Source organism: Sphingomicrobium nitratireducens, from assembly GCF_026157035.1.
Taxonomy (GTDB): Bacteria; Pseudomonadota; Alphaproteobacteria; order Sphingomonadales; family Sphingomonadaceae; genus Sphingomicrobium; species Sphingomicrobium nitratireducens.
The window spans coordinates 756767-780804 of record NZ_JANJZA010000001.1; the positions used below are offsets into that span (position 1 = coordinate 756767).

Annotated in this window: 25 protein-coding genes; 22 read left to right on the top strand and 3 right to left on the bottom strand. The window is 67.9% G+C overall.

From position 1 onward, the window contains the following. From murB to tatC, 17 genes are all read left to right on the top strand, one after another. Entirely contained in the window at positions 1–885 is an 885-nt protein-coding gene (murB, locus tag NNY25_RS03790; RefSeq protein ID WP_265571464.1) for a UDP-N-acetylmuramate dehydrogenase, read from the top strand. Then, the gene (locus NNY25_RS03795; RefSeq protein ID WP_265570019.1) at positions 849–1817 is read left to right on the top strand and encodes a D-alanine--D-alanine ligase; all 969 of its coding nucleotides are present in this window, start codon (positions 849–851) and stop codon (positions 1815–1817) included. Before murB ends, NNY25_RS03795 begins: the two co-directional genes overlap by 37 nt. Next, a complete protein-coding gene (locus NNY25_RS03800) occupies positions 1814–2674 on the top strand; it encodes a cell division protein FtsQ/DivIB (RefSeq protein WP_265570020.1) in 861 nt (286 codons plus the stop codon). Before NNY25_RS03795 ends, NNY25_RS03800 begins: the two co-directional genes overlap by 4 nt. Before the next feature lie 2 nt (positions 2675–2676). Next, positions 2677–3918, top strand: a complete 1242-nt coding sequence (gene ftsA / locus NNY25_RS03805) for a cell division protein FtsA (protein ID WP_265570021.1) — start codon at positions 2677–2679, stop codon at positions 3916–3918. A 157-nt stretch (positions 3919–4075) separates the two neighbouring features. Continuing rightward, on the top strand, positions 4076–5500 hold the full coding sequence (gene ftsZ, locus NNY25_RS03810; protein ID WP_265570022.1) for a cell division protein FtsZ: 1425 nt from the start codon (positions 4076–4078) through the stop codon (positions 5498–5500). Positions 5501–5604: 104 nt separating this feature from the next. Beyond that, positions 5605–7188, top strand: a complete 1584-nt coding sequence (locus tag NNY25_RS03815; RefSeq protein WP_265570023.1) for an SPOR domain-containing protein — start codon at positions 5605–5607, stop codon at positions 7186–7188. Positions 7189–7198: 10 nt separating this feature from the next. After that, entirely contained in the window at positions 7199–8362 is a 1164-nt protein-coding gene (locus NNY25_RS03820; RefSeq protein ID WP_265570024.1) for a deoxyguanosinetriphosphate triphosphohydrolase, read from the top strand. Further along, positions 8362–9009: a Rossmann-fold NAD(P)-binding domain-containing protein gene (locus tag NNY25_RS03825; protein ID WP_265570025.1), complete on the top strand. Its 648-nt coding sequence runs from the start codon at positions 8362–8364 to the stop codon at positions 9007–9009. The genes NNY25_RS03820 and NNY25_RS03825 overlap by 1 nt, the downstream gene beginning before the upstream one ends. Positions 9010–9084: 75 nt before the next feature. Continuing rightward, positions 9085–9561 (top strand): D-Ala-D-Ala carboxypeptidase family metallohydrolase, encoded by a 477-nt coding sequence (locus tag NNY25_RS03830; protein WP_265570026.1) that lies wholly within the window; start codon positions 9085–9087, stop codon positions 9559–9561. A 93-nt stretch (positions 9562–9654) separates the two neighbouring features. After that, positions 9655–11400, top strand: a complete 1746-nt coding sequence (gene argS, locus NNY25_RS03835) for an arginine--tRNA ligase (protein ID WP_265570027.1) — start codon at positions 9655–9657, stop codon at positions 11398–11400. After that, positions 11400–12089 carry an SPOR domain-containing protein gene (locus NNY25_RS03840; RefSeq protein ID WP_265570028.1) on the top strand — a complete coding sequence of 230 codons (690 nt, stop codon included), beginning with the start codon at positions 11400–11402 and terminating at the stop codon, positions 12087–12089. Before argS ends, NNY25_RS03840 begins: the two co-directional genes overlap by 1 nt. 1 nt (position 12090) lies before the next feature. Next, positions 12091–13101 (top strand): beta-N-acetylhexosaminidase, encoded by a 1011-nt coding sequence (nagZ, locus tag NNY25_RS03845; RefSeq protein ID WP_265570029.1) that lies wholly within the window; start codon positions 12091–12093, stop codon positions 13099–13101. 39 nt (positions 13102–13140) lie between these two features. Then, positions 13141–13893 (top strand): segregation and condensation protein A, encoded by a 753-nt coding sequence (locus NNY25_RS03850; protein WP_265570030.1) that lies wholly within the window; start codon positions 13141–13143, stop codon positions 13891–13893. Beyond that, the gene (gene scpB, locus NNY25_RS03855) at positions 13893–14501 is read left to right on the top strand and encodes an SMC-Scp complex subunit ScpB (RefSeq protein ID WP_265570031.1); all 609 of its coding nucleotides are present in this window, start codon (positions 13893–13895) and stop codon (positions 14499–14501) included. The genes NNY25_RS03850 and scpB overlap by 1 nt, the downstream gene beginning before the upstream one ends. Before the next feature lie 35 nt (positions 14502–14536). Beyond that, positions 14537–14773, top strand: coding sequence for a twin-arginine translocase TatA/TatE family subunit (locus NNY25_RS03860; RefSeq protein ID WP_265570032.1), 237 nt, complete (start codon positions 14537–14539; stop codon positions 14771–14773). A gap of 18 nt (positions 14774–14791) precedes the next feature. Then, entirely contained in the window at positions 14792–15139 is a 348-nt protein-coding gene (locus NNY25_RS03865) for a Sec-independent protein translocase subunit TatA/TatB (RefSeq protein ID WP_265570033.1), read from the top strand. Beyond that, the gene (gene tatC / locus NNY25_RS03870; protein WP_265570034.1) at positions 15136–15996 is read left to right on the top strand and encodes a twin-arginine translocase subunit TatC; all 861 of its coding nucleotides are present in this window, start codon (positions 15136–15138) and stop codon (positions 15994–15996) included. Before NNY25_RS03865 ends, tatC begins: the two co-directional genes overlap by 4 nt. Positions 15997–16108: 112 nt before the next feature. On the opposite strand, the gene NNY25_RS03875 is transcribed toward tatC, so the two are convergent. Beyond that, on the bottom strand, positions 16109–17653 hold the full coding sequence (locus tag NNY25_RS03875) for a sensor histidine kinase (RefSeq protein ID WP_265570035.1): 1545 nt from the start codon (positions 17651–17653) through the stop codon (positions 16109–16111). A gap of 15 nt (positions 17654–17668) precedes the next feature. Next, complete coding sequence (locus tag NNY25_RS03880) at positions 17669–17884, bottom strand: NepR family anti-sigma factor (protein WP_265570036.1); 216 nt, start codon at positions 17882–17884, stop codon at positions 17669–17671. A 298-nt stretch (positions 17885–18182) separates the two neighbouring features. On the opposite strand from NNY25_RS03880, the gene NNY25_RS03885 reads away from it, so the two are divergent. Both NNY25_RS03885 and NNY25_RS03890 read left to right on the top strand, forming a co-directional pair. Further along, a complete protein-coding gene (locus NNY25_RS03885; RefSeq protein ID WP_265570037.1) occupies positions 18183–18980 on the top strand; it encodes a response regulator in 798 nt (265 codons plus the stop codon). 123 nt (positions 18981–19103) lie between these two features. Beyond that, a complete protein-coding gene (locus NNY25_RS03890) occupies positions 19104–19748 on the top strand; it encodes a sigma-70 family RNA polymerase sigma factor (protein WP_420854310.1) in 645 nt (214 codons plus the stop codon). 6 nt (positions 19749–19754) lie between these two features. Here NNY25_RS03890 and NNY25_RS03895 read toward each other — a convergent pair whose 3' ends face one another. After that, the gene (locus NNY25_RS03895) at positions 19755–19907 is read right to left on the bottom strand and encodes a hypothetical protein (protein ID WP_265570038.1); all 153 of its coding nucleotides are present in this window, start codon (positions 19905–19907) and stop codon (positions 19755–19757) included. Positions 19908–20016: 109 nt separating this feature from the next. Here NNY25_RS03895 and glnE point away from each other — a divergent pair, with 109 nt between their 5' ends. From glnE to NNY25_RS03910, 3 genes are read left to right on the top strand one after another with little or no spacing between them, the layout of a single operon-like run. Further along, positions 20017–22695, top strand: a complete 2679-nt coding sequence (gene glnE, locus NNY25_RS03900; RefSeq protein ID WP_265570039.1) for a bifunctional [glutamate--ammonia ligase]-adenylyl-L-tyrosine phosphorylase/[glutamate--ammonia-ligase] adenylyltransferase — start codon at positions 20017–20019, stop codon at positions 22693–22695. Continuing rightward, entirely contained in the window at positions 22692–23150 is a 459-nt protein-coding gene (locus NNY25_RS03905) for a peroxiredoxin (protein ID WP_265570040.1), read from the top strand. The genes glnE and NNY25_RS03905 overlap by 4 nt, the downstream gene beginning before the upstream one ends. After that, positions 23147–24031, top strand: coding sequence for an NAD(P)-dependent oxidoreductase (locus NNY25_RS03910; protein WP_265570041.1), 885 nt, complete (start codon positions 23147–23149; stop codon positions 24029–24031). The genes NNY25_RS03905 and NNY25_RS03910 overlap by 4 nt, the downstream gene beginning before the upstream one ends. Positions 24032–24038: the final 7 nt, after the last annotated feature.

A 24038-nucleotide genomic window follows, 5' to 3' on the forward strand; every position in this document is an offset into this window, starting at 1 on the left:
ATGCCCGCCGTGCGCGGCAAGTTGACCCGGGACGCCGCCATTTCCAAGCTCACCTGGTTCAAGGTCGGTGGCCCGGCCGACGTCCTGTTCGAACCCGCAGACGTAGAGGACCTGCAGGCCTTCCTTCGCGACCTCGATCCCGCCATTCCCGTCATGGGGCTCGGCCTGGGCTCGAACATGATCGTGCGCGACGGCGGCGTGCCCGGCGTGGTCATCAAGCTCGGCAAGCCCTTCGCCAAGGTCGAGGCGCTCGACAGGCATCGCCTTCGCTGCGGCGGCGCGGCGCACGGCATCCTCGTCTCGAGCAGTGCGCGCGACGCGGGCATTGCGGGTCTCGAATTCATGCGCTCCATCCCGGGCACGGTCGGCGGCTATGTCCGCATGAACGGCGGCGCCTACGGGGCGGAGACCTGCGACGTCCTTGTCGAGACCGACGTCGTGCTGCGCGACGGCACGCTCAAGACCTTGTCGAACGCCGACCTCGGCTACTCCTATCGCCACTCCGAACTGCCCGAGGGCGCGATCGTCGTCTCGGCATTGTTCGAGGGCCGCGAGGGCGATCCCGAAGCCATCCAGGCCGAGATGGACCGGATCGCCGAAGCGCGCGAGCAATCGCAGCCGCTGCGCACCAAGACCGGCGGCTCGACCTTCAAGAACCCGCCGGGCACGAGCGCCTGGAAGGAAGTCGACGCGGCGGGCTGTCGCGGGCTGCAGATGGGCGGCGCGCAGGTCAGCGAGAAACACACCAATTTCCTCATCAACACGGGCGATGCGACCGCGGCCGACATCGAAGGCCTCGGCGAAGAGGTGAGGAGAAGGGTCAAGGCCCATTCGGGAGTTGAACTCGAATGGGAAATCCTAAGAGTGGGGCGCAAGGAAAGGTGAGCGTGGACAAGGACATTCATATCGTCGTGCTGATGGGCGGCTGGTCGGCCGAGCGCGACGTGTCGCTGATGAGCGGCAAGGGCGTGATCGAGGCGCTCGGCGAACGCGGCTTCACCAACGTCACCCCCGTCGACATGGACCGCAACATCGCCCGCGTGCTCGAGGAATTGCGCCCCGACATCGTCTTCAACGCGCTTCACGGTTCGCCCGGCGAGGACGGCACGGTGCAGGGCATGATGGACCTGATGGGCATCCGCTACACCCATTCGGGCCTGGAGACCTCCGCGGTCGCGATCGACAAGCAACTGACCAAGTCGGTGCTCGAACCCCATGGCATCCCGATGCCGCCGGGCAAGGTAGTGACCAGCGCCTCGCTCTACGAAGGCGATCCGATGGCGCGGCCGTTCGTGGTCAAGCCCGTCAACGAGGGCAGCTCGGTCGGCATCGCGATCGTCACCGACGAGAGCAATTACGGCCACCCCATCTCGTCCAGGGCGAAGGGCCCGTGGCAGGATTTCGACCGCCTGCTCGCCGAGAAATATATCGAGGGTCGCGAACTCACCGTCGCGGTGATGGGCGACACGCCCTTCTGCGTCACCGAATTGAAGCCCAAGGCCGGCTGGTACGACTACGAGGCAAAGTATACCGACGGGAAGACCGACCATGTCTGCCCCGCCGACGTGCCCGAGGAGATCGCCGAGGCGATGAAGGCCCATGCGCTCGCCGCGCACCGGATTCTCGGCTGCAAGGGCGTCTCGCGCTCCGACTTCCGCTGGGACGACGAGAAGGGCGTTGACGGCATCTTCCTGCTCGAAACCAATACCCAGCCCGGCATGACGCCGCTCAGCCTCGTGCCCGAACAGGCCGCCGCGATCGGCATTTCCTATGGCGAGCTGGTCGAGAAGATCATCGAGGAGGCGCTGGAGGGGTGAGCGCCAAGCACGTCAAGAGATCCGCACCCAAGCGGCGGGCCGCCAAGGCCCGTCCCAAGACGGCTGCGGTCTCGAAGACGATTTCCAAGACCCTCAGCGTCGAACAGAGCCAGGCCGACAAGGTCGCGCGCGGCGCCTTCGCCGCGCTCATCCTCGTCGTCGTTTTGGCCGTGCTCTACGCGCTCGGCGTCCCGGCGCGGATCGGACAGGCTGCGGGCGAGACGCTCGGCGACATGGGCTTTCGCGTGCAAAGCGTCGACGTGGTCGGCATCGAGCGGATGGACAGCAAGCCCGTCTACGCGCTTGCGCTCGACCAGCGCGCCTCCGCGCTTCCTCTCGTCGATGTCGAGGGCATCCGCGGCCGCCTGCTCGACTATGGCTGGGTCAAGGACGCACGCGTCTCGCGCCGCTATCCGGACACGCTGGTGGTCGATATCCTCGAACGCGAACCTGCCGCGCTGTGGCAAGGCAAGGACCGACTGTTCCTGATCGACGAGGAAGGCGTGCTGCTCGACCGCGTGCCGGTCAGCGACATGCCCGACCTGCCGCTGCTGTTCGGCGATGGCGCCAACCAGGCCTATCCCGAACTCGTCCGCTTGCTCGACGGCGAACCGGCGCTCCGCGCCCAGCTCGCTTCGGCGCGCCGCGTCGGCGGGCGGCGCTGGGACCTCAACGTCCAGTCGGGAGAGATCATCCTCCTTCCCGAAGGCGAGGACGATGCACGCGCCGCGCTCGCGAAATTCATGAAGATGGACCGCGCAACACCTCTTCTCGGACTGGGAATCGAACGCTACGACCTGCGCGTGCCGGGGCAGGCGATCGCGCGCGTGCCCGGCCTGTCCGGGGAACAAGACTAAGCATGGCTGCGCCATCCGAAAAACAGCTTATCGCCGCGCTCGACATCGGCTCGTCCAAGGTGTCCGCGCTGATCGTGGAAAAGGACGCCGAGGGGAGCCTGCGCGTGCTCGGCACCGGCCAGCGCGAAAGCCGCGGGGTCCGGCGCGGCGCGATCGTCGACATGGACCTGTCGGAGGTCGCGGTGCGCGAGGCGGTCGACCTTGCCGAGCGCATGAGCGGTGCGACCATCGACGACGTGTGGGCGAGCTTTGCCGCGGGCGGGCTCATTTCCGACCTCGTCGCGGTCGAGGTCGAACTGGGCGGGCACGCGGTCGAGCATGACGATATCGACAAGCTCCTCGCCGCAGGCCGCGAGGCAACTGAGCGCGAGGGTCAGGTCACGCTGCATGCGCATCCTGCGCTCTACACGATCGACGGGGTGCAGGGGGTCAAGAACCCGCTCGGACTCCACGCCACCCGCCTCGGCGTCGACATCCACGTCGTCGCCGCGGACGAGGCCCCGCTCAAGAACATCGATTACGCGATCCGCTCGGCGCATCTCGGTGTCGGCGCGATCATCGCCGCCCCCGTCGCCAGCGGGACCGCCTGCCTGACCGACGACGAGCGCGATCTCGGCGTGGCGCTGGTCGAACTGGGCGCCGACATCACCAACGTATCGCTTCACATGGGCGGCATGCTGGTCGGCCTGAAGACCATTCCCCTGGGCGCGCGCGACGTGACCGAGGACATCGCCATGGCGTTCGGAGTCCCGCGCCGCGAGGCCGAGCGGATGAAATGCTATTACGGGTCGGCGATGCAAAGCCCGCGCGACAATCACGAGATGATCGATGCGGCGGTCGGCAATGGCGGCGAACCGGTGCGCATCACCCGCGCCCAGCTCGTCACCGTCATCCGCCAGCGGATCGAGGAAATTGCCGGCCTCGTCGACGGCGCGCTCAAGGACCTGGGGTTTGCCGGCCCCGTCGGGCGGCAGGTCGTGGTCACCGGCGGCGGCGCCGAACTTAAGAATATCGCCGACTATCTGCAGGGCGTGCTCGGTCGTTCGGTCCGCGTCGGCCGTCCCCGGCGCATCCCCGGCCTACCCGAAGCCATGCAGGGGCCGGGCTTCGCGACGCTGGTCGGGCTTGCGCGGCTCGCGTCGGCCGAAAGCGGCGACATTCGCGACCTTGCCCTGGGCGCGCTGCGCGAACAGGGCGGCGGGGGGCTGCTGCGCCGCCTGATCCGTGTCCTGAAGGGCGCTTGACCGAGTCTTAAAAGTCACGGTGAGGCGCGTCTTGCGTCCCATTCTGAATCACTTGTTCACTTTTTTGGTTTCGCCCTCATTTTTTGCTTGGGGTCGGGACTCATGATGTGCAAGAATCGCAACAAGTAGAAAGTCTTGAGAGGGAATGGGGGATCATATGAGCATTGATCTGATGCGGCCGGAAGTCGACGAGCTTCGCCCGAGGATCAGCGTCATCGGTGTCGGCGGCGCGGGCGGCAACGCCATCGCCAACATGATCCGCTCGGACGTGCAGGGGGTCGAGTTCCTCGTCGCCAACACCGACGCCCAGGCGCTCAACGCCTCGGACGCCGACACCCGTATCCAGCTCGGCATGAAGATCACCCAGGGTCTCGGTGCCGGCTCGCGCCCCGAAATCGGTCGCGCTGCCGCCGAAGAGACGATGGAAGAGATCGAGCGCGCACTCGAAGGCGCGCACATGTGCTTCATCGCGGCCGGCATGGGCGGCGGCACCGGCACGGGCGCCGCGCCCGTCATCGCCAAGACCGCGCGCAACAAGGGCATTCTCACTGTCGGCGTGGTCACCAAGCCGTTCGCCTTCGAAGGCGCGCGCCGCATGCGCTCGGCCGAAAGCGGGCTCGAGGAGCTCCAGCAGCACGTCGACACGCTGATCGTCATTCCCAACCAGAACCTGTTCCGCCTTGCCAATGCCGACACGACCTTCAAGGAAGCGTTCGAGATGGCCGACGAGGTGCTCCAGCAGGGCGTGCGCGGCATCACCGACCTCATGGTCATGCCCGGCCTCATCAATCTCGACTTCGCCGACGTCCGCTCGGTGATGGGCGAGATGGGCAAGGCGATGATGGGCACCGGCGAAGCCGAAGGCGACAACCGCGCCATCGAAGCCGCCGAAAAGGCGATTTCCAACCCGCTGCTCGACGGCGTGTCGATGAAGGGCGCGAAGGGCGTCATCATCTCGATCACCGGCGGCATGGACATGAAGCTCATGGAAGTCGACGAGGCGGCCAGCCACATCAAGGAACTGGTCGACGACGACGCCAACATCATCTGGGGATCGGCCTTCAACGACGACCTCAACGGCAAGATCCGCGTCTCGGTGGTCGCCACCGGCATCGATGGCGAGGAAGCGACCATGCCGACCGGCCAGTCGACTTCGACCGGCATGGGCAATGCGGGCAAGGTGTTCGCCTTTCCCGGCAAGACCATGACTGCGGCGGCGCCCGCGGCAGCCGAACCGGCGTCGCGCGACGCCGACGATGACGGCGAGGCGCTCGACCTCACCGAAGAAGCCGATATCGACGACGATGGCGAAGAGCTTCTGCTCGGTTCGGACGACGTACTGACCCAGCCGGTCGGTGCCCCGCCGATCGCGCCGCCGATGGATGACGAGGATGACGGCGAGATCGCGGCCGACATCGCCGACGAGACGCCCCGTGCGCAGGTCGAGAGCGGCACGTTGTTCGAGCGCATGTCCAACATCGCTCGCGGCACGGCCGCAGCCGAAGGCGGGTTCGCCGACGGTCCGGGCTTCCGCGAGCCGATCGACATTCCGCGCTTCCTTAACCGTCAGAATAATCAGTAGAAACTTAATTTCGGGCGGGCCGTTCGTCGCGTGACGCGCACGGCCCGCCGAACCTTTACCTCTTGTCAGCTTCGCGAAAGCCAAAATCTGGCATGAGCCTTTCCATGCGAACCAAATTCCTCAGCGGGGCGGCGAAGGCGGGGCTGCTCGCCGCGACCGCGTGGGTCATGATGCCCGCGGCGGCAGCGGCGCAACCCTATGACGAGACGCCGGGGCAGGCGCTGTCGCGCAACCTGCGTATCCTCGCCAACGATCCCGACAATTTCGACGCCCTGATCGAGGCCGGCAACGCCTCGGTCGAAATCGGCGATCTCGCCACTGCCGCCGGTTTCTTTGGCCGCGCGGAGGAGGAGCGTTCGGGGCACCCCGAGCCGCAGGCCGGCATGGGCAGGATGATGGTGGCGATGGGCGATCCCGTGCCCGCATTGCGCTATTTCGACGAAGCGGCGCGCCGCGGCGGGCGGCCCGAAACCTTCGCTGCCGACCGCGGGCTCGCGCACGACCTTCTCGGCGATACCGACAAGGCGCAGGCCGACTATCGCCTCGCGCTCGGCCGCGCCGACGATGCCAAGGCGCGCCGCCGCCTGGCCCTGAGCCTTGCCATCACCGGCGACCGGACCGCGGCGATGGCCTTCCTGACCCCGCTGCTCCAGCAGGGCGATCCGGCCGCGCGCCGCGCCCAGGCGTTCGTGCTCGCGCTGACCGGCGACCTCGATGGCGCGCGCCGCGCGATCGACAGCGCGATGCCCGGTGCCGCCGACCAGATCGGCCCCTTCCTCCAGAAGCTGCCGCGCATCGACAAGCGCCAGAAGGCCGCGGCGGTGCATCTCGGCCTGTTCCCGGGCGAGGGCGAGATCAAGCTTGCCGAGGCCGCGCCGCCTCCCGTTGCCCAGCGCCAGGAAGCCGCGCCGCCCCCCAGGCAGCAGGCGCGCCAGCCTTCGCGCCAGCAGGCCGAACCGGCCGGCAAGTCCCGCCGCGACAAGAGCGCAAAGAAGCCGGCCGTAGGCAAGCGCGTCGACGTCGTACGCACTCCGATCGGACAGGCGGAAGCGACCTCCGCGTCGGGGCAGGCCGCGCCGCGCGAGGTCGATGTCGGGTTCCGTCTCCCTTCGACGAGCACCCCGATCGAGCCGCCGCGCGGAAATGTCGAGAGCGTCTCGCTCCCCCCGGCGCGCAGCCAGGAGACTTATGCGCCGCCCCCCGCGCCCACGCCGTCCGAGACGACCGGGACGCGCCTGGCGAGCATCGACAAGCTGCTGAAGAGCGGCAGTCCCTCGAACGAGACTGCGCTCGGGACCGCGCCGCCGGCTTCGACGCCGAAATACGAGGTCCCGCCCGCGCCCACGCCAAAGTACGAGGCCAGGCCCAAGGTCGAGGCCAAGGCCCCGCCGCCCGCGCCCAGGAAGCCCGATATCGGCGTCGAGGGCACGACCTGGATCCAGCTGGCCGGCGGGTCGCGCGCCGACGGCATGCCGCGCGAATGGAGGCGGCTGCAGGGCAAGGCAGGCAACCTGCTCGACGGCCAATCGGGTCACGTCACGCAGGGCGTCGACTATTTCCGCCTCGTCATCGGCCCCTTCTCCTCGAAGGACACAGCGCAGTCGCTGGTCAACAAACTTCGCGGCAACGGCATTGACAGTTTCGTCTGGACGCGTAGCCCCGCACAGCTGAAGATCGAGAAGCTGTAAGGGGACTTTCATGAGGCTTGGCGATGCGCTCGCCGCTCGACCCGAGCGATCGCGCGGGCGTGCCCACGCGGAAGACGACCGCGGCCCGCGCGGACCCCGCGACACGTTCCAGCGCGACCGCGACCGCATCATCCACTCGGTCGCCTTCCGCCGCTTGCGCCACAAGACGCAGGTATTCGTCGCGCCCGACGGCGACCATTTCCGCGTCCGCCTGACCCACAGCCTCGAAGTCGCGCAAATCGGCCGCGCCATGGCCCGCGCGCTGGGCCTCAACGAGGACCTGACCGAAGCGCTATGCCTCGCCCACGACCTCGGCCACCCGCCCTTCGGCCATGGCGGCGAGGACGCGCTGTCGCGCACGCTCGCGGCCGCCGGCGGGTTCGATCATAATGGCCACTCGATCCGCCTCGTCAGCCTGATCGAGACGCCTTATCCCAATTTCGAAGGCCTCAACCTCAGCTGGGAGATGCTCGAGGGCCTCGCCAAGCATAACGGCCCCGTCGCCGAGCCCGGATGGGCGCTCGCCGAGGCCGACGCGGTGCACGGGCTCGACCTCGATTCCTGGCCCAGCCTCGAGGCGCAGCTCGCCGCGATCGCCGACGATATCGCCTACGACAATCACGATATCGACGACGGGCTGCGCGCCGGGATCCTCGATCTCGATCAGCTGATCGCCGAAGTCCCGCTAGTCGCGCGGCATTGGGCCGCGATGGAGCGGCGCCATCCGGGCCTCGATGCGTCGCGCAAGCAAAGCGCGCTGGTGCGCGACATGATCGGCACGATGGTCGGCGACGTGCTCGCGGAAACGCGCCGCCGCGTGGCCGATGCCGGGGTCGCGACGATCGAAGACGTGCGTGCCGCGGGCGTCCCGCTGGTCGGCTTCTCGCCCGAATTGCAGGCCGAGGAGCGCACCTTGAAGCGCCACCTCTATGCCCATCTCTACGACAGCGCGCCGCTCCAGCCGATCCGCCGCGAGGCGCAGCGCATCGTCTCGGACCTCGCCCGCGCTTATATCGACGATCCCTCGCTCCTCCCCGAAGGCTGGCAACGCGGCGAGACCGAAACCCATCGCCTGCGCGGCATCGCCGACTATATTGCGGGCATGACCGATCCCTTCGCGATCCGCCGCCACGAAGAGCTGGTCGGCCCCGTCCACTTGCCGGACCGCTTCTGATGGCGCGCATCGCCCTCATCGGCGCGACCGGCCTCATTGGCTCGAAACTGGTGCCGATGCTCGAGGGCCAGCAGCTCCTCTCGCTCGCCCGCCGTGCCACGTTGCCGAGCCGCGCGGGCTGGCGCGAGAAGGTCGGTGAGATGAAGGTGTGGCCCTCCATGCTCGAAAGCGAGCAACTCGACATCGCAATCGCGGCGATCGGCACGACCTGGGCCAAGGCGAAGGACTGGGCGACGTTCGAGGACATCGACCGCAACGCCGTCGCCAATTTCGCCAAAGCCGCGCGCGAGGCGGGCGCACGCCAGCTCATCGTCGTCTCCTCGGTCGGCGCGGACGTGGGTAGCAGGAGCGAATATCTGGCCATCAAGGGCCGCATGGAAGCAGACGTGTCCGACCTCGGCTACGCGCGCGTCGACCTGTTCCGCCCCGGCCTGCTGCGCGGCGAGCGCGGCAAGGAGCGGCGGATGAAGGAGCGTTTCGGCATCCTTCTCTCGCCCGCGATCAACCTCGCCTTGCGCGGCAGGTTGTCCAAGTTTCAGGCCATCGATGCCGCCTTGGTCGCGTCCGCCATGCGCGCCGCGATGGACGAGACCGCACCCGGCACCTTCGTCCACCACAATGCGGAAATCCGCAAACTGGCCCGATAGGGGACAGGCAAATCCGCCGATTTGGGCGACTCGGTTAACCCATGTTATACGCGTCATCAGACGGTGGAGGTGGGCATGCTTGAACTGATGGTCGCAGCGATGCTGGTGTCTGGCTCGGACAATTCGGGCACGACCGATTTCGGCGTGCGTGAACTTCCCAGCCTCACGGCCGCGCCCCAGCCGATGCTCGGCGCGATTATGCCGGTCGACATGGGCGCGATCAGCGCGATCGGGCGCCAGTGGGGGGTCGTCACCTCGACCTATCGCAGCCCCGCGCACAACCGCCGCGTCGGCGGCGTGCCCAACAGCTTCCACCTCAAGAATCGCGCCATCGACATCGCACGGCGTCCGGGCGTGCGCCATCACCAGATCGCCGCCGCCTTTCGCGCCGCAGGCTACCGCCTGATCGAGAGCCTCGACGAGGGCGACCACAGCCACTTCGCGTTCGGGACCGGTGCCGAAGGGCCCGCGCGACCGATGGCGACGATCGTCCGTGACGGTGCCAAGCCGACCGAATGGCGCATCGTCTTCGCGCCCAAGTCGACCGACTAGGCGCTGCGCCTTCACACAAAAGGATGACGCGCGCGGCGCGCTGCGCTAGGGCGCATGCCCTGTTCCCCACTGTGTTGATGGACCGATAATCCCGTGAGCCTCTACGCCCGTTTTTCCGCCGATCTCGACAGCATCCTCGACGCGCTCGTCGCCGAGGGCACGATCCCTGCCGATGCCAACCGCAAGGGCGTCGCGGTCGAGCCGCCGCGCGATCCCTCGCACGGCGATCTCGCGACCAATGCCGCGATGGTGCTGGCCAAGCAGGCGAAGACCAACCCGCGCGCGCTCGCCGAGGCCATCGCGCCCAAGCTCGAGGCGCTGGACGGCGTGTCGAAGGTCGAAATCGCGGGCCCCGGCTTCATCAACGTGCGGCTCGGCGAGACGGTCTGGCAGGACGAACTGACCGCGATCCTCTCCGAAGGCGCCGCCTACGGCCGTTCCACGAGGGGCGAGGGCGAGACGGTCAACGTCGAATATGTCTCGGCCAATCCGACCGGCCCGATGCACATGGGCCACTGCCGCGGTGCGGTGGTCGGCGACGCGCTCGCGCGGCTGCTCGAATGGGCGGGCTACGGAGTGGTCAAGGAATATTACGTCAATGACGCGGGCAGCCAGGTCGACACGCTCGCCCGCTCCGCGCACCTACGCTACCGCGAGGCGCTCGGCGAGGACATCGGCGAAATTCCCGAGGGCCTCTACCCGGGCGACTATCTCGTCCCCGTCGGCAAGCTGCTCGCCGACGAGTTCGGCGACAAGTGGGTCGGCAAGCCCGAGAGCGAATGGCTCCAACTGTTCAAGACCAAGACCGTCGCGGCGATGATGGACCTCATCCGCGCCGACCTCGCGCTGCTCGGCATCCACCACGACGCCTTCGCCTCGGAAGCTGACCTCCAGGCATCGGGCCAGGTCGACAAGGCGCTCGATGAACTGCGCGCCAAGGACCTCGTTTACGAAGGCGTGCTCGAAGCGCCCAAGGGCGAGACGCCCGACGACTGGGAGCCGGTCGAGCTGACCCTGTTCAAGTCGACCGAGTTCGGCGACGACCAGGACCGCCCGATGAAGAAGTCGGACGGCAGCTGGACCTATTTCGGCGCCGATGCCGCCTACCACCGTTCCAAGGCCCGCGGCTGGGCTTCGGGCACCGCGGCCGACCATCTCGTCAACATCTGGGGCGCCGATCATGCCGGCACGGTCAAGCGCGTCCAGTCGGCGGTAAAGGCGCTGACCGACGGCGCGGTCGACCTCGACGTCAAGCTCGTCCAGATGGTGCGCCTGTTCCGCGCGGGCGAACCGATCAAGATGTCGAAGCGCGCCGGCAATTTCGTGACCCTCGCCGACGTCGTGCGCGAAGTCGGCAAGGACGTGGTGCGCTTCATGATGCTCACCCGCAAGGCCGACGCGCCGCTCGACTTCGACTTCGCCAAGGTGGTCGAAGCCTCGAAGGACAACCCGGTCTTCTACGTCCAGTACGCCCATGCCCGCATCTCGAGCGTGATGCGCAAGGCGGAAGGTCTCGGTATGGCGACCGCGGGCGGCGACCTGTCGCTGCTCGATGGCGAGGAACTCGCGCTGGTCGCTCACGCGGCGCAATTCCCTCGCGTCGTCGAACAGGCAGCGAACGCGCACGAGCCGCACCGCATCGCCTTCTATCTCTACGACCTCGCCGCGGCCTTCCACGCACTGTGGAATCGCGGCAACGATCACGCGGAAAAGCGCTTCATCCTCGAGGATGACCCCGCCACGACCACGGCACGTCTCGACCTCGCGCGCGCGATCGGGCAGGTATTGCGCAACGGCCTCGACATCATGGGGGTGGAGGCTGCCGAGGAGATGCGTTGATGGCGGAGGAAGAGCGGCTTCCCTGGCTCGAAGCAGTCGATGACGAGGATGCGCCGCGGGGGATTTCCACCGCCAAGATGGCGACCGGCCTTGCCGTCGTGCTCGGCGCTGCGGCGCTGGTCGCGGCCAGCATGTTCTATCTCGGTCGCAGCGGCCCTTCCGCCGACGGCAAGCCGATCCTGATCGAAGCGCCCGAGGAACCCTACAAGGTCAAGCCCGAGGATCCGGGCGGGCTCGACGTCGCCGGCGACAGCGACACCGCTTTCGCGACCTCGGCGGGCGAGGATCCCGACGCCCAGCTCGATCCCGACAAGCTCGCCCAGGCTCCGCGCATCGCGGTTGATACGCCCGCGCCCGCTCCCGCACCAGCACCGGCGCCCGCACCAAGGCCGACGCCCGCGCCGGCTGCCGATCCGACCCCGGCGCCCGCCACCCCGCCCGAAGCCGCGCCATCGGGCCCGACGATCCAGCTCGGCGCCTACGGAACGCGCGCCAAGGCCGAAACCGGCTGGGTGCTGCTCTCCTCGCGCTTCCCCGAGGTTGCCGCGCTCGAGAAGCGTATCGTCGAGGCGCGCGTCGACGGGCGCACCCTCTATCGCCTGCGGGCCGTGGCTCCCAGCGGGGGCGCTGCCGGGGCCGCCTGTGCCGCACTCAAGGCGGCGGGCGAGAACTGCATCCGGGTCAACTGACATGATGAGCGCGATCTTCGGCCTGTCGGGGCCGGTCCTGACCGACGAGGAGCGCGCCTTCTTCAAGAACGCCGATCCGGCAGGCTACATCCTGTTCAAGCGCAACTGCGCCGATCCTGCGCAATTGAAGCGCCTGACCGACGATTTGAAGGCGATCCACGGCCGCGACGACGTCGCCATCCTGATCGACCAGGAAGGCGGGCGGGTAGAGCGGATGCAGCCGCCCGAATGGCCGGCTTTCCCTGCCATGGGCCGCATTGCCGCGCTTTACGACACCGCGCCGAGCTCGGCGATCGAGGCAGCGCGCGTCAACGCCCGCGCGATAGGGCTGATGCTCGCCGAGGCCGGAGTCAACGTCGACTGCCTGCCCTTGCTCGACGTGCGCCAGGAAGGCGCCGACAACATCATCGGCGATCGCGCGCTGGGTGCCGAACCCATGCAGGTCGCAGCCCTCGGACGCGCGGTCCTCGACGGGCTCGCCTCGGCAGGCATCGTGGGCGTCGTCAAGCATATCCCGGGCCATGGCCGCGCGATGGTCGACAGCCACAAGGAACTGCCCGTCGTCACCGCCGGCGAGGACGATCTTGCGCTCGATCTCGAACCCTTCGAGCGGCTCGCGCAGGCGCCGATGGGGATGATGGCGCACGTCGTCTACACCGCCTGGGACGCCGATCATCCCGCCAGCCAGTCCGAGACTGTCATCCGCGACATCGTGCGCGGGCGCATCGGCTTCGACGGCTTCCTGATGAGCGACGACATCAACATGGAAGCGCTCGACGGCGACATGGGCGAGCGGGCTGCAGGCGTGGTCGCCGCAGGCTGCGACGCGGCGCTCCACTGCTCGGGCAAGCTCGACGAAATGATCCTCGTCGCCAATGCGGTGCCCGCGCTCACCGCCGAGGGCGAAGCGCGACTGGCGCGCGCCATGGCGACCATCCTCGCCCCCGACACGGGCGACCTCGACTTCCTCGCCGCCGTCCAGAAGCGCGACGCCCTTCTCGAACTCGCCTGATCCTCTTGCGCGGGCTGCAATTGCGGCTAGGCTGCTCGCATGGGGGACCCGCTTTTCCAGTCGAGGCCGAGCGAAGACGAGCAACTGCACGTCGACATCGACGGCTGGGAAGGCCCGCTCGACCTGCTCCTCAGCCTTGCGCGCAACCAGAAGGTCGACCTCCACCACATCTCGATCCTCCAGCTGACCGAGCAATATCTCGCCTATATCGAGAATGCCCGCGCGCTGAAGCTCGAGCTGGCCGCCGACTATCTCGTCATGGCGGCGTGGCTCGCCTACCTCAAATCCTGCCTGCTGCTGCCCAAGGACCCGGAAGCCGATCCGAGCCCAGAGGAACTCGCGCTGCGCCTCCAGCAGCGGCTGATGCGGCTCGACGCCATGCGCGAGGCGGGCGCGCGCCTCCTCGCCCGCGACCGGCTGGGCCGTGACGTCTTCGCGCGTAGCGCTGCCGAGGGCCTTCGCGTCACCCGCCTGACCGCCTGGCAGGCCAACGCCTTCGACCTGTTCGCCGCGTATGGCCGCGTCCGTGCGCGCACGCAGCCCGCGATGCACGTCGTCCACGATCGCCGCGTGATGACGCTCGAGGACGCCATCCACCGCGTCGCCTCGCTGCTCGGCACCGCGATCGAATGGACCACGCTCGAAGCCTTCCTCCCGGTCACCAAGGACCCGGCCTACCGGAAGTCCTGTCTCGCCTCCTCCTTCCTCGCCGCGCTCGAACTGGCGCGGCAGGGGCGGCTCAAACTCGACCAGGACGAGGCGTTCGACGACATCCGGATCAAGGCCGCCTGATGGACGATTTCGCCCGCGCCATCGAGGCGATCCTGTTTGCCAGCGAGGAACCGCTGTCCCTCGAGGACATCGCCGCGCACGCGGGCGAGGGCGATGTCGCCGCCGCGCTCGAGACGCTGGCAGCCCATTATGACGGCCGCGGCATCGAGCTGGTCGAGCGCGGCAAGCGCTGGCACTTCCAGACCGCCCCCGACCTAGCCCATCATTTGCGCCGCGAGCGCGAGGAGCCGCGCCGCCTGTCGCGCGCCGCGACCGAGACGCTGGCCATCATCGCCTATCATGAGCCGGTCAGCCGCGCCGAGATCGAGGCGATTCGCGGCGTCCAGATCTCCAAGGGCACGCTCGACGTGCTGATGGAGGCGGGCTGGGTGAAGACCGGCAAGCGCCGCGAGACGCCCGGCCGCCCGCTGACCTACCTCACCACCACCGACTTTCTCACCCATTTCGGGCTCGAGACCCGCCGCGATCTGCCCGGCATCGAGGACCTCAAGGCGGCGGGCCTGCTCGACCCGCTCGACGAGGAAGCGCTGCAGCTGTCGCTCGGCGACGACGAGCCCGGCGACGAATATGAGGACGAGGAGGTGGAAACCGAGCGCGAGAGCGACTAGATTCGCTCCCGAACGCGTTTCTTCGGAGAAAGATCATGGGCTCATTCAGCCTGATTCACTGGCTAGTCCTCGGCCTCGTCATCCTGCTGCTGTTCGGCGGCAACCGTTTTTCGAATATGATGAGCGATGTCGCCAAGGGGCTGAAAAGCTTCAAGAAGGGCCTCGCGGAAGACGAAGAGGCACCCAAGCCCTCCGAACCGCGCCAGCTGCGCAGCGACGCCGACCCGATCGACGTCGAGCCCAAGCGCACCACCGACCGCGACGAGGCCTAGGCAGGACCCTCCCGCCCGATGTTCGGCGTCGACAGCATCGAACTGTTCATCGTCGCGATCGCGGCGCTGGTCTTCATCGGCCCCAAGGAATTGCCGGGGACGCTGCGGACGCTCGGCCGCTGGATCGGAAAGGTGAGGGGCTATGCGCGCCATTTCAACGCCGGCGTCGAGGCGATGATGCGCGAGGCGGAGCTCGAGGAAATGGAAAAGGAGTGGGCCGAGCAGAACGCCCGCATCATGGCCCAGTATCCCGGCGCCGACGACATGCCGCCGATCAAGCGGCAACCGTCCGACGAGGCGCAAAGCGACCTCCCGCTTGGTGACGACGAGGCGGATCTGCCGCCCGAGGAACGGGGCTGCCCGTGAGGGATATCGACGACACCAAGGCGCCGCTGCTCGACCATCTGATCGAACTTCGTCGCCGCCTCCTGTGGGTGCTCGCGGCGCTGTTCGTCGCCTTTTTCGTCTGCCTTTATTACGCCAAGCCGATCTTCGCGGTGCTGGTCCAGCCGCTGATCGCTGCGGGCGAGGGCAAGCTCATCTTCACCAACATCTTCGAAGCCTTTTTCGTGGAGGTGAAGGTCGCCTTCTTCTCGGCGCTGATGATCGCCTTCCCGGTATTCGCGACCCAGCTATGGCAGTTCGTCGCGCCGGGCCTCTACGCGAAGGAAAAGCGCGCCTTCCTGCCGTTCCTGCTGCTCACGCCCTTCTTCTTCGCGGCGGGTGCCGCGTTCGCCTATTTCGTCGCCATGCCGTGGGCGCTCAAGTTCCTCTTGAGTTTCCAGGGCGAGATCGGCGGGGTCGAGACCGAGGCGCTCCCCGCGATCGGCAACTATCTCAGTTTCTCGATGAAATTCCTGTTCGGCTTCGGCTTCAGCTTCCTGTTGCCGATCCTCCTGATGATCCTCGAACGCGCCGGCCTCGTCACGCGCGAGCAGCTCTCTAAGGGGCGCCGCTACATGATCGTCGGCGCATTCGCCGCGGCGGCCGTGCTCACGCCGCCCGATGCGATCAGCCAGTTCATGCTCGCGATCCCGCTGATCGCGCTATACGAATTCGCGCTGATCGCGATCCGCATCACCCATTGGCGGCGCGCGAAAGCGGAAGCGAAGCTGTCGAAGGAAACCCCCGAGACTGCCGGCCCTGCGTCCGGAGCCCAGACAAATGTGGGCCCGGAAACGCCACCGGGGGGGGGGAGGGTTGGCGGTTCCGGGCCCATTTGAGCGGATAGCGAGAGCGGGGGGGCAAAAGGTCACTATCCAAAGTCGTCAACGCCGCATTTTCCTCTTGGGTTCCACCGCTGCGATAAATTTTTTTTGAAGACCGTTCGGCCCGTCAATTCTCGGGGAAAATCGGCAATTCCACGGCATAACTTCCGACCTTCCGGTCGAGGATGGAACGCAGCTGGCGCGCCAGCCCGTCGAGAATCCGCTCGAACTGGACGTGCTCGGGGAGCGCGGCGCGATCCTTGTCGACGATCAGCGCCTCGCCCGAAACCGACAGGCGCGCGGTCAGTTCGCTCGTGCGCCTGAGCGAGATGTCGATCGGCGCCCCGGTGTCGCGGTACATCGCATATTCGACGATTTCGGTAATCAGGAAGGCGGCGGCGACGGCCGTGTCCTGTGTCGTCGCGGCGCTGTCGAGTTCGACCTGGATCGGCGAGGCGCGGCCACCGGGCGCGCTCGCGCGCAAGCTCGCAGCGAGCTCGGTGACGAGCGGGCGAAGCTGGATGCCGCGGCTTTCTTCGACTTCGGCGAAGTGGTTGCGGTGGACCACAGCGAGCGCCTCGACGCGCCGCCCGATCCCGGCATAGGCGGCCTGCGCCTCCTCGCCCTCGGCAGTGCGGCTGTGGATGTTGAGCAGGCTGGCGACGACCTGCAGGTTGTTCTTCACGCGGTGGTGCACCTCGCGCACCAGCTTGCGCTGGCCTTCGAGCGCGCCGTGCAGCTGCTTTTCGCTGTGCTCGATCCGCTCGACCGTCTCGACGAACGCCTCGCCGAGATCGCGGATTTCGCTGGCCGGGCCGAGGCGGTCGGGTAGCTCGAAATGACCCTCGTCGGGATCGTAGTCGACGACCGCCTGGCGCAAGTGCCTGAGTGGTCGCGACAGCAGCCAGTGCACCATCGCCCAGGCAATCAGCGCGGCAAGGATCCACATCAGCACGGGAAGGAGGAGCAGCAGCCCGTCCACGCCGCGCTCGTCGACATAGGACACCGCCGCGATCGCCTTCAGCCGCCCGCCCGCCAGCTCGAGCGTGAGGCGCGCGTCGGTACCGGTCGCGCTGCGCTTGTCGGGGAACAGGTCGAGTTGGCGCTCGCCGTCGTCGATGGTAAAATCGACGAGGTCTGGCGCGACATCCTCGATCGCGTCGGCCAGTTCCATCGCGCTGATCGCGCTCGTCGCGGTGCCGCCCGCGACCGCGACGCGCATCAGGATGCCTTCGCTGTCCTCATCGACCCACAATTTGACGTCGCCGGCCCGCACCGGATCGCCGGCTTCGGGACCGAGCAACCGTTCGTTGCCGCAGATGGCAAGGCCGTTCTCGCCCGTGATCGAGAAGTCGCGCGAGAGCGCGGGGGCGACATCGAGCGTTCTGCGCGCGCTTTCGCAAGGATCGTCGGCACCCGCCTCGAGCGCACCGTTGGCCGCGACGCGCAGCGCGAGCGTGTTGCGCGCGATGAGCGCCTCGGCGGCGCGTGCACCCACGAGCATCATGCCCGCCGCTTCGCCGCGTGCGGTCTCCTCGCTTTCGCGCACTTCCTGGTAGGTCGAATAGAGGAGCAGGCCGCCGATCGGCAGCAACGCCAGCAGGATGGCGAGGAACAGCGCCAGCGGCGTCGACAGGGACGCGAAGCGGTGGGGCTTGGGGTCGCTCGTCAAGCCAGCGCTCCCGCTCTACTTGAGCTTGCCCAGGAGGTCCTTGAATTCGTCGGGAACGTCTTCGCGCAGCGTGTCGTCATAGACCGACTTGAGGGCACGACCGAGATGGTCGCCCTTCGCGCGCTTGGCCAGGCCACCCTCGGACGGGGACGCATCACTGTTGTTGCCGGGTGGCATGTTGTCGCGACCACTCAACCTCTCGTCCCCCTCGCGCGGGTGCTCTCGCGCCATCGATAGAACTCCAAAAACGGCGCGAACCATCACCATCCGGTGCGCTGCGCCCGTAGCACCTACCGTCCAACTCCTTGCCGCGTCAACGATTGGCCGCCGTGGGCCCGAAATGACGTTATCGTTGCATTCGTCGGACAAGGCGGGAAACCAAAAGCGGACTTCTTTGTTCCCCCTCCTGAAAGCAAGCGGGCGGGACTGTCTCCATTTTGTCACTCGACACCGGAGCCCCGCCCGATTGAGGGTTGAACCGGGGCCGTTCCGCTCCCACAACGAGCGGACGGCCGAACAGGAGTATTCTATGTCGCTTGGAGACGAACTCGCCCCGCATCTTCCTTTCCTGCGCCGCTACGCGCGTGCGTTGACGGGAAGTCAGGCCCATGGCGACAATTTCGTTCGCACCGCGCTCGAGGCGATCGTCGAGAATCCCGACGAGTTCCCCAAGGACGTCGATCCCAGGCTCGGTCTCTACCGTACCTTCCACGCCATCTGGTCGACCGCCCATGTCGAAGATACGGTCGATCCCGCCGGCGCCGGCGAGGCCGAAAGCATCGCGCAGGCGCGCCTGTCGCGCATCACGCCGCTCTCGCGCCAGGCGCTGCTGCTGACCAGCCTCGAAGGCTTCTCCAACGAGGACACGGCCTACCTGATCGACACCAGCCCGGACAATGTCGAGAGCCTCGTCTCCGAAGCGATGAGCGAGATCGAGCGGCAGACCCGAGCCGACGTGCTCATCATCGAGGACGAACCGATCATCGCAATGGATATCGAGACCATCGTGCGCGACCTCGGCCACAACGTCACCGGCGTCGCGGTCACGCGCGACGAGGCGGTTGCGCAGGCCCGCTCGCACCCGCCCAGCTTGGTGCTCGCCGACATTCAGCTTGCCGACGACAGTTCGGGCATCGACGCGGTCAAGGACATCCTCCAGGACTTCAAGGTGCCGGTGATCTTCATCACGGCCTTCCCGGAGCGCCTGCTGACCGGCTCGCGACCAGAGCCGACCTTCCTCATCACCAAGCCGTTCCAGCGCGCGACGGTGAAGGCGGCGATCAGCCAGGCGCTGTTCTTCGACGCGGCGACCGTTCCGGCCGCCTGAACGAGGGACCATCAGGCAGGTTGTAGCGATGCCCCGTGCGTCCTACATTCCACGAGCGTATCGAATCCCGGCGTGCCCGACCGGCGCGGGATCGACGATGAACGGTCGGTTGTGTTTGGGGGGATGACCCGCGTGGCCATGAAGGATCAGGACGAACCACCGGCAGAGAGCCGGCCCGACCCGGTGCCGCTCCCTGACGACGAGTTCAAGGACCAGCTTGCGCAGGTCATTCCGCACCTGCGCGCCTTCGGCCGATCCCTCTCGGGCAACCGCGACACGGCCGACGATCTCGTCCAGGAAACGCTCCTCAAGGCGTGGGCGGCGCGCAAGCGCTTTCAGGCCGGCACCAACATGCGCGCCTGGACCTTCATCATCTTGCGCAACCTGTTCCTGTCCCAGATGCGCCGCGCCCGCTTCAAGGGCGAATGGGACGACGTCACCGCCGCCAAGATTCTCGCCGCACCTGCGGACCAGGACAAGCATGTCGACCTCGGCGACATGCAGCGCGCGCTGCTCCAGCTTCCCCAGCCGCAGCGCGAGGCGCTCATCCTGGTGGGTGCCGGGGGCTTCGCCTACGAGGAAGCGGCGCAGATCTGCGGCTGCGCGGTGGGCACGATCAAGAGCCGCGTCGCGCGCGGGCGCGTCGCGCTCGAGAATCTGCTGCAGAGCGACACGCTTCCCTCGCGGCGCCAGCACGAGACCGACCCCGAGAAGTCGGCGTTGCAGGCGATCATGGAAGAGGTCGACGACCTTAGCGGAGAGAAGTGACGCGCGTCAGTTGAGACGCGCGAGCAGGTCGTCGAACTCCTGCGCGACGTCATCCTCCGCCACGCGCGGGCGCGCGGCATCGGCGAACGCGCGGCGCAGGGCTGCGGCGATTCCGGCATGGGCAGGCGGAAAATCGACCTGAATCAAACGGCGGTCCATCTCAGTTTCCGTGCCCGCCTTTCTGGCGGGTGCATAAGTCATTTGGCCGAACAACGATCCGTCGCTTCTAAGGTTGCGAAAAATGCCGACGAACGGGCAGGGTGATGCGATGAACCGAACCGCGCACAGAGAGAGCGCCCTTGAACGGGCACGCGCGCATTCGCCCTTCCTGCGTGCGGCCGGGCAACGCCAGCATGACGTAGCGGAAATCTTTCTCGCCGCCGGTGCAGGCGCGGCCATCGCGGAGGTGTTCGAAGCACGCGACGAGGACGTCGCGGTGATGCTCCGCCGCCAGCGCGAACGGCTCGCATTGGCCGTGGCGCTCGGCGACCTGTCGGGCGAATTGCCGCTCGAAGCGGTCACGCGCACCTTGTCCGACTTTGCCGACCGCGCCATCGACCGCGCACTCGCCGCGGCAATCGAGGAACGCAACCCCGGCGCCCCGCTCGAAGGGCTCGCCGTGCTGGCACTTGGCAAGCTGGGCAGCCGTGAGCTCAACTATTCTTCGGATGTGGATCTCATCCTCCTCTACGACCCGGAGCGCCTGCCGCGCGCCTCCCATCGCGACGCGTCCGAGGAAGCCGTGCGCCTCGGCCGCCGTTTCGTCTCGCTTCTCCAGGAGCGCACGCCTCACGGCTACGTCGCGCGCGTCGACCTGCGCCTCAGGCCCGCGCCCGAAGTCACCCCGATCGTGCTCCCCGTCGAGGCCGCTATCGGCCATTACGAGAGCGCCGCGATGGGGTGGGAGCGCGCCGCTTTCATCCGCGCGCGTGCCGCGGGTGGCGACATCGTCCTCGGCCAGCGCTTCCTCGACGCGATCCAGCCCTTCGTGTGGCGTCGCGCGATCGACTTCGGCGTGGTCGAGGAAATCCGCAGCCTCGGCAACCAGGTCCGCGATCATTTTTCGGAAGGGCAGCGCTTCGGCCCCGGCTACGACCTCAAGCGCGGGCGCGGCGGCATCCGCGAGGTCGAATTCTTCGTCCAGGCGCAGCAGATGATCCACGGCGGGCGCGACCCCGCGCTGCGCCAGCCCGCCACGCTCGACGCGATCGGCGCGCTCAGCCTTGCGGGCCATTTCGACAACGACACCGCCGCCAGCCTCGCCGACGCCTACCGCGCACTGCGCACCGCCGAACACCGCGTCCAGATGATCGACGACCGCCAGACCCATTGTGTCCCCGAAGGCGAGGCGCTCGAAGCCGTCGCCGCACTCGACGGCGCCGACAGCGGGAAGGTGTGGCTCGAGACGCTGCGCCCCCATGTCGAGGCCACCGGCGAGCGCTTCGACGCAATCGCGGGCGAGGGGGGCGGCCGCCTCCCCGGCGACGAGGAGCGCCTCGCCGCGCGCCTTGCCGACATGGGCTTCGAGGACCCCTCGACCGCGGTCCGCCTCGTCTCGCAATGGCGCAGCGGCCGCGCCCGCTCGCTGCGTTCCGCCGCCGCGCGCGACGCGTTCGAGGCGATGCTGCCGACCATGCTCGGTGCGATCGCCGAGGCGCCCGATGCCGGTCACGCACTCAACCGCTTCGCCGACATCGTCGACCATGTGCCCAGCGGCATCAATTTCTACCGCCTGCTCGACGCGCGCCCCGACCTCGCGCGCCAGCTCGCCCGCATCCTTTCGACCGCGCCCGCGCTCGCCGACCAGCTTGCGCGCCGCCCGGGGCTACTCGACGGGCTGGTCGACCGCTCGGCCTTCGACGCGCCTGCCAAGGCCAAGACTCTCGCCCGCCGCCTGCGCGAGGAAATGGCCCCGCTCGCCTACGACGTCGCGCTCGACCGCGCGCGCCGCTCGATCAACGAGAAACGCTTCGGCATCGGCGTGCGCCTCGTCGATGCGAAGGTCGACCCGCTCGAAGCCGCCAAGGACTATGCCACCGTCGCCGAGGGCGCGATCCGCGCGCTCGCCCGCCGCACGGTGCGCGAGTTCGAGATCGTCCACGGCCGCTTCAAGGATCATGACGGGCTCGTCATCCTCGGCCTCGGACGGCTCGGCGGCGAAGCGCTGACCCACGCCAGCGACCTCGACCTCGTCTACCTTTACGACGCGCCCGAAAGCGGCCAGTCGAGCGGCGGCAAGCCCTTGGGGCCGTTCGACTATTTCAACCGCCTTGCCAGCCGTGTCACCGCCGCGCTCAGCGTGCCGACCGCCTCGGGCCCGCTTTACGAGGTCGACACGCGCCTGCGTCCGCAGGGCAAGGACGGCCCACTCGCCGTCCCGATCGACGCCTTCCTCGCCTACCAGAAAGGCGAGGCGTGGACGTGGGAGCATATGGCGATGGCGCGCGCGCGCCCGCTTTTCGGTCCCAAGAAGCGCCGCAAGCGCCTCCTCGACGACCTCCAGGCGATCCTCGCCGCCCCGCACGATCGCGTGGCCGCGCTCGAGGCCGCGCGGCAAATGCGCGCCGAGATCGCCCAGCACAAACCGCCCACCGGCGATCTCGATATCAAGCTGGGCCCAGGCGGGCTGGTCGACCTCGAATTCGCGGTTCACACGCGCCAGCTCATGCTGGGCCAGCATTTCGACCCCGATCTCGACAAGGCCGTGCAGCTGCTCGTCGCGGCGGGCGAGGCGCCTGCGAGCCTCGTCGAGGACCACCGCCTTCTTACCCGCATGCTCGTCGTGATGCGCCTCGTCGCGCCCGACGTGCGCCGTCCCGCGCGCGCCGCCCGCGCGCTGATGGCGGAGCTGACCGGCCACGCCGATTGGGACGCGCTGCTTGAAGCGCACGACGCGGCGCGGCAAAGGGTGTCGGACTACTGGAAATCGACCGGAGAGACGACATGATGGGAGTGGGCGACAAGGTGCCGAGCCTGAAGGTGGAGCCGATCGGGGGCGAGCCGCTCGACCTGTCCGCGCCGGGCGGCAAGCTGGTGCTGTTCTTCTACCCCAAGGACATGACCCCCGGCTGCACCACCGAATCGATCGATTTCTCGGGCCTCCTTCCCGAGTTCGAGGCCGCCGGCGCCCGGGTCATCGGCGTCTCGCGCGACAGCGAGGCGCGCCACGAGAAGTTCATTGCCAAGCACTGCCTGTCGACCCCGCTTGTCTCCGACGAGGACGGGCGCGTTTCGGACGCGTTCGGCACCTGGGGCAATAAGAAATTCATGGGCCGCGAGTTCATGGGCATGATCCGATCGACCTTCCTCGTCGGCGAGGACGGGTTCGTGAAGGCTGCCTGGCCCAAGGTGAAGGTCAAGGGCCATGCCGCCGAAGTGCTCGAGGCGGTGAAGACGCTGTGAGCCGCCCGGGGCTCATCGGCCTCGGCACGCTGGGCGAACCGGTCGCCCGGCACCTCCTTGCTGCCAATCCCGAACTCGTCGTGTGGAACCGCAGCCCCGAACCCGCCGCCCGGCTGGGCGAGGCGGGGGCGACCGTCGCGCTCGATCCGGTAGCGCTGGCGGAAAGCTGCGACACGATTTTTCTCGTCCTGTCGACCGAGCAGGCTGCCGACGAGGTGCTGCAGCGCGACGAGCATGGCACGATCGGTCTTGACATCGAGGGCCGCACCATCGTCCAGCTCGCCACCGTCTCCCCCGACCATAGCGAGGCGCTCGAGGTGGCGGTCAAGGCGGCGGGCGGCGCCTATGTCGAAGCCCCGGTCTCTGGAAGCCGCGTCCCCGCCGAGCGCGGCGAACTGGTCGCGATGATCGCGGGCAGCCACGCCGCCAAGGCGCGCGTCCTGCCCTTGTTCGATCCGTTCACTGCAAAGGTGATCGACTGCGGCGATGTGCCCGGCGGCATCGCGATGAAGCTCGCCTCCAACGTCATGCTCGTACCGCTGATGCTCGGCATCGTCGAATCGATGGCCTTCGCCAAGCGCGCCGGGCTCGACCTCGCCGTGTTCGGCGAGATGCTCAAGTCGGGCCAGATGGCGAGCCCGATCCTCAAGGTGAAGGTCGACAAGATCCTGTCCGGCGACTGGAGCCCGCAGGCGCAGATGGACAATGTCGTCACCAGCGGCGGCGACGCGGTCGCGCTCGCCCACCGGCTGGGGATGGCCGACACGCTCCTCGAACGCGCGCTCGCTTATGTCGACGCCGCCTGCGAGGAGGGCCTCGACAAGGAGGATGTCGTCGCCGTCTTCAAGCTGCTCGTGCACGAAAGCCCCATGCACGATTGAAATCGCG

What these genes read in the sequence shown, in the direction of transcription:
- murB (WP_265571464.1), top strand. Translation starts at nt 1, where the DNA reads ATGCCCGCCGTGCGCGGCAAGTTGACCCGGGACGCCGCCATTTCCAAG.
- NNY25_RS03795 (WP_265570019.1), top strand. Translation starts at nt 849, where the DNA reads ATGGGAAATCCTAAGAGTGGGGCGCAAGGAAAGGTGAGCGTGGACAAG.
- ftsA (WP_265570021.1), top strand. Translation starts at nt 2,677, where the DNA reads ATGGCTGCGCCATCCGAAAAACAGCTTATCGCCGCGCTCGACATCGGC.
- ftsZ (WP_265570022.1), top strand. Translation starts at nt 4,076, where the DNA reads ATGAGCATTGATCTGATGCGGCCGGAAGTCGACGAGCTTCGCCCGAGG.
- NNY25_RS03815 (WP_265570023.1), top strand. Translation starts at nt 5,605, where the DNA reads ATGCGAACCAAATTCCTCAGCGGGGCGGCGAAGGCGGGGCTGCTCGCC.
- NNY25_RS03820 (WP_265570024.1), top strand. Translation starts at nt 7,199, where the DNA reads ATGAGGCTTGGCGATGCGCTCGCCGCTCGACCCGAGCGATCGCGCGGG.
- NNY25_RS03825 (WP_265570025.1), top strand. Translation starts at nt 8,362, where the DNA reads ATGGCGCGCATCGCCCTCATCGGCGCGACCGGCCTCATTGGCTCGAAA.
- NNY25_RS03830 (WP_265570026.1), top strand. Translation starts at nt 9,085, where the DNA reads ATGCTTGAACTGATGGTCGCAGCGATGCTGGTGTCTGGCTCGGACAAT.
- NNY25_RS03840 (WP_265570028.1), top strand. Translation starts at nt 11,400, where the DNA reads ATGGCGGAGGAAGAGCGGCTTCCCTGGCTCGAAGCAGTCGATGACGAG.
- nagZ (WP_265570029.1), top strand. Translation starts at nt 12,091, where the DNA reads ATGATGAGCGCGATCTTCGGCCTGTCGGGGCCGGTCCTGACCGACGAG.
- NNY25_RS03850 (WP_265570030.1), top strand. Translation starts at nt 13,141, where the DNA reads ATGGGGGACCCGCTTTTCCAGTCGAGGCCGAGCGAAGACGAGCAACTG.
- scpB (WP_265570031.1), top strand. Translation starts at nt 13,893, where the DNA reads ATGGACGATTTCGCCCGCGCCATCGAGGCGATCCTGTTTGCCAGCGAG.
- NNY25_RS03860 (WP_265570032.1), top strand. Translation starts at nt 14,537, where the DNA reads ATGGGCTCATTCAGCCTGATTCACTGGCTAGTCCTCGGCCTCGTCATC.
- NNY25_RS03865 (WP_265570033.1), top strand. Translation starts at nt 14,792, where the DNA reads ATGTTCGGCGTCGACAGCATCGAACTGTTCATCGTCGCGATCGCGGCG.
- NNY25_RS03880 (WP_265570036.1), bottom strand. Translation starts at nt 17,884, where the DNA reads ATGGCGCGAGAGCACCCGCGCGAGGGGGACGAGAGGTTGAGTGGTCGC.
- NNY25_RS03885 (WP_265570037.1), top strand. Translation starts at nt 18,183, where the DNA reads ATGTCGCTTGGAGACGAACTCGCCCCGCATCTTCCTTTCCTGCGCCGC.
- NNY25_RS03890 (WP_420854310.1), top strand. Translation starts at nt 19,104, where the DNA reads ATGACCCGCGTGGCCATGAAGGATCAGGACGAACCACCGGCAGAGAGC.
- NNY25_RS03895 (WP_265570038.1), bottom strand. Translation starts at nt 19,907, where the DNA reads ATGGACCGCCGTTTGATTCAGGTCGATTTTCCGCCTGCCCATGCCGGA.
- glnE (WP_265570039.1), top strand. Translation starts at nt 20,017, where the DNA reads ATGAACCGAACCGCGCACAGAGAGAGCGCCCTTGAACGGGCACGCGCG.
- NNY25_RS03905 (WP_265570040.1), top strand. Translation starts at nt 22,692, where the DNA reads ATGATGGGAGTGGGCGACAAGGTGCCGAGCCTGAAGGTGGAGCCGATC.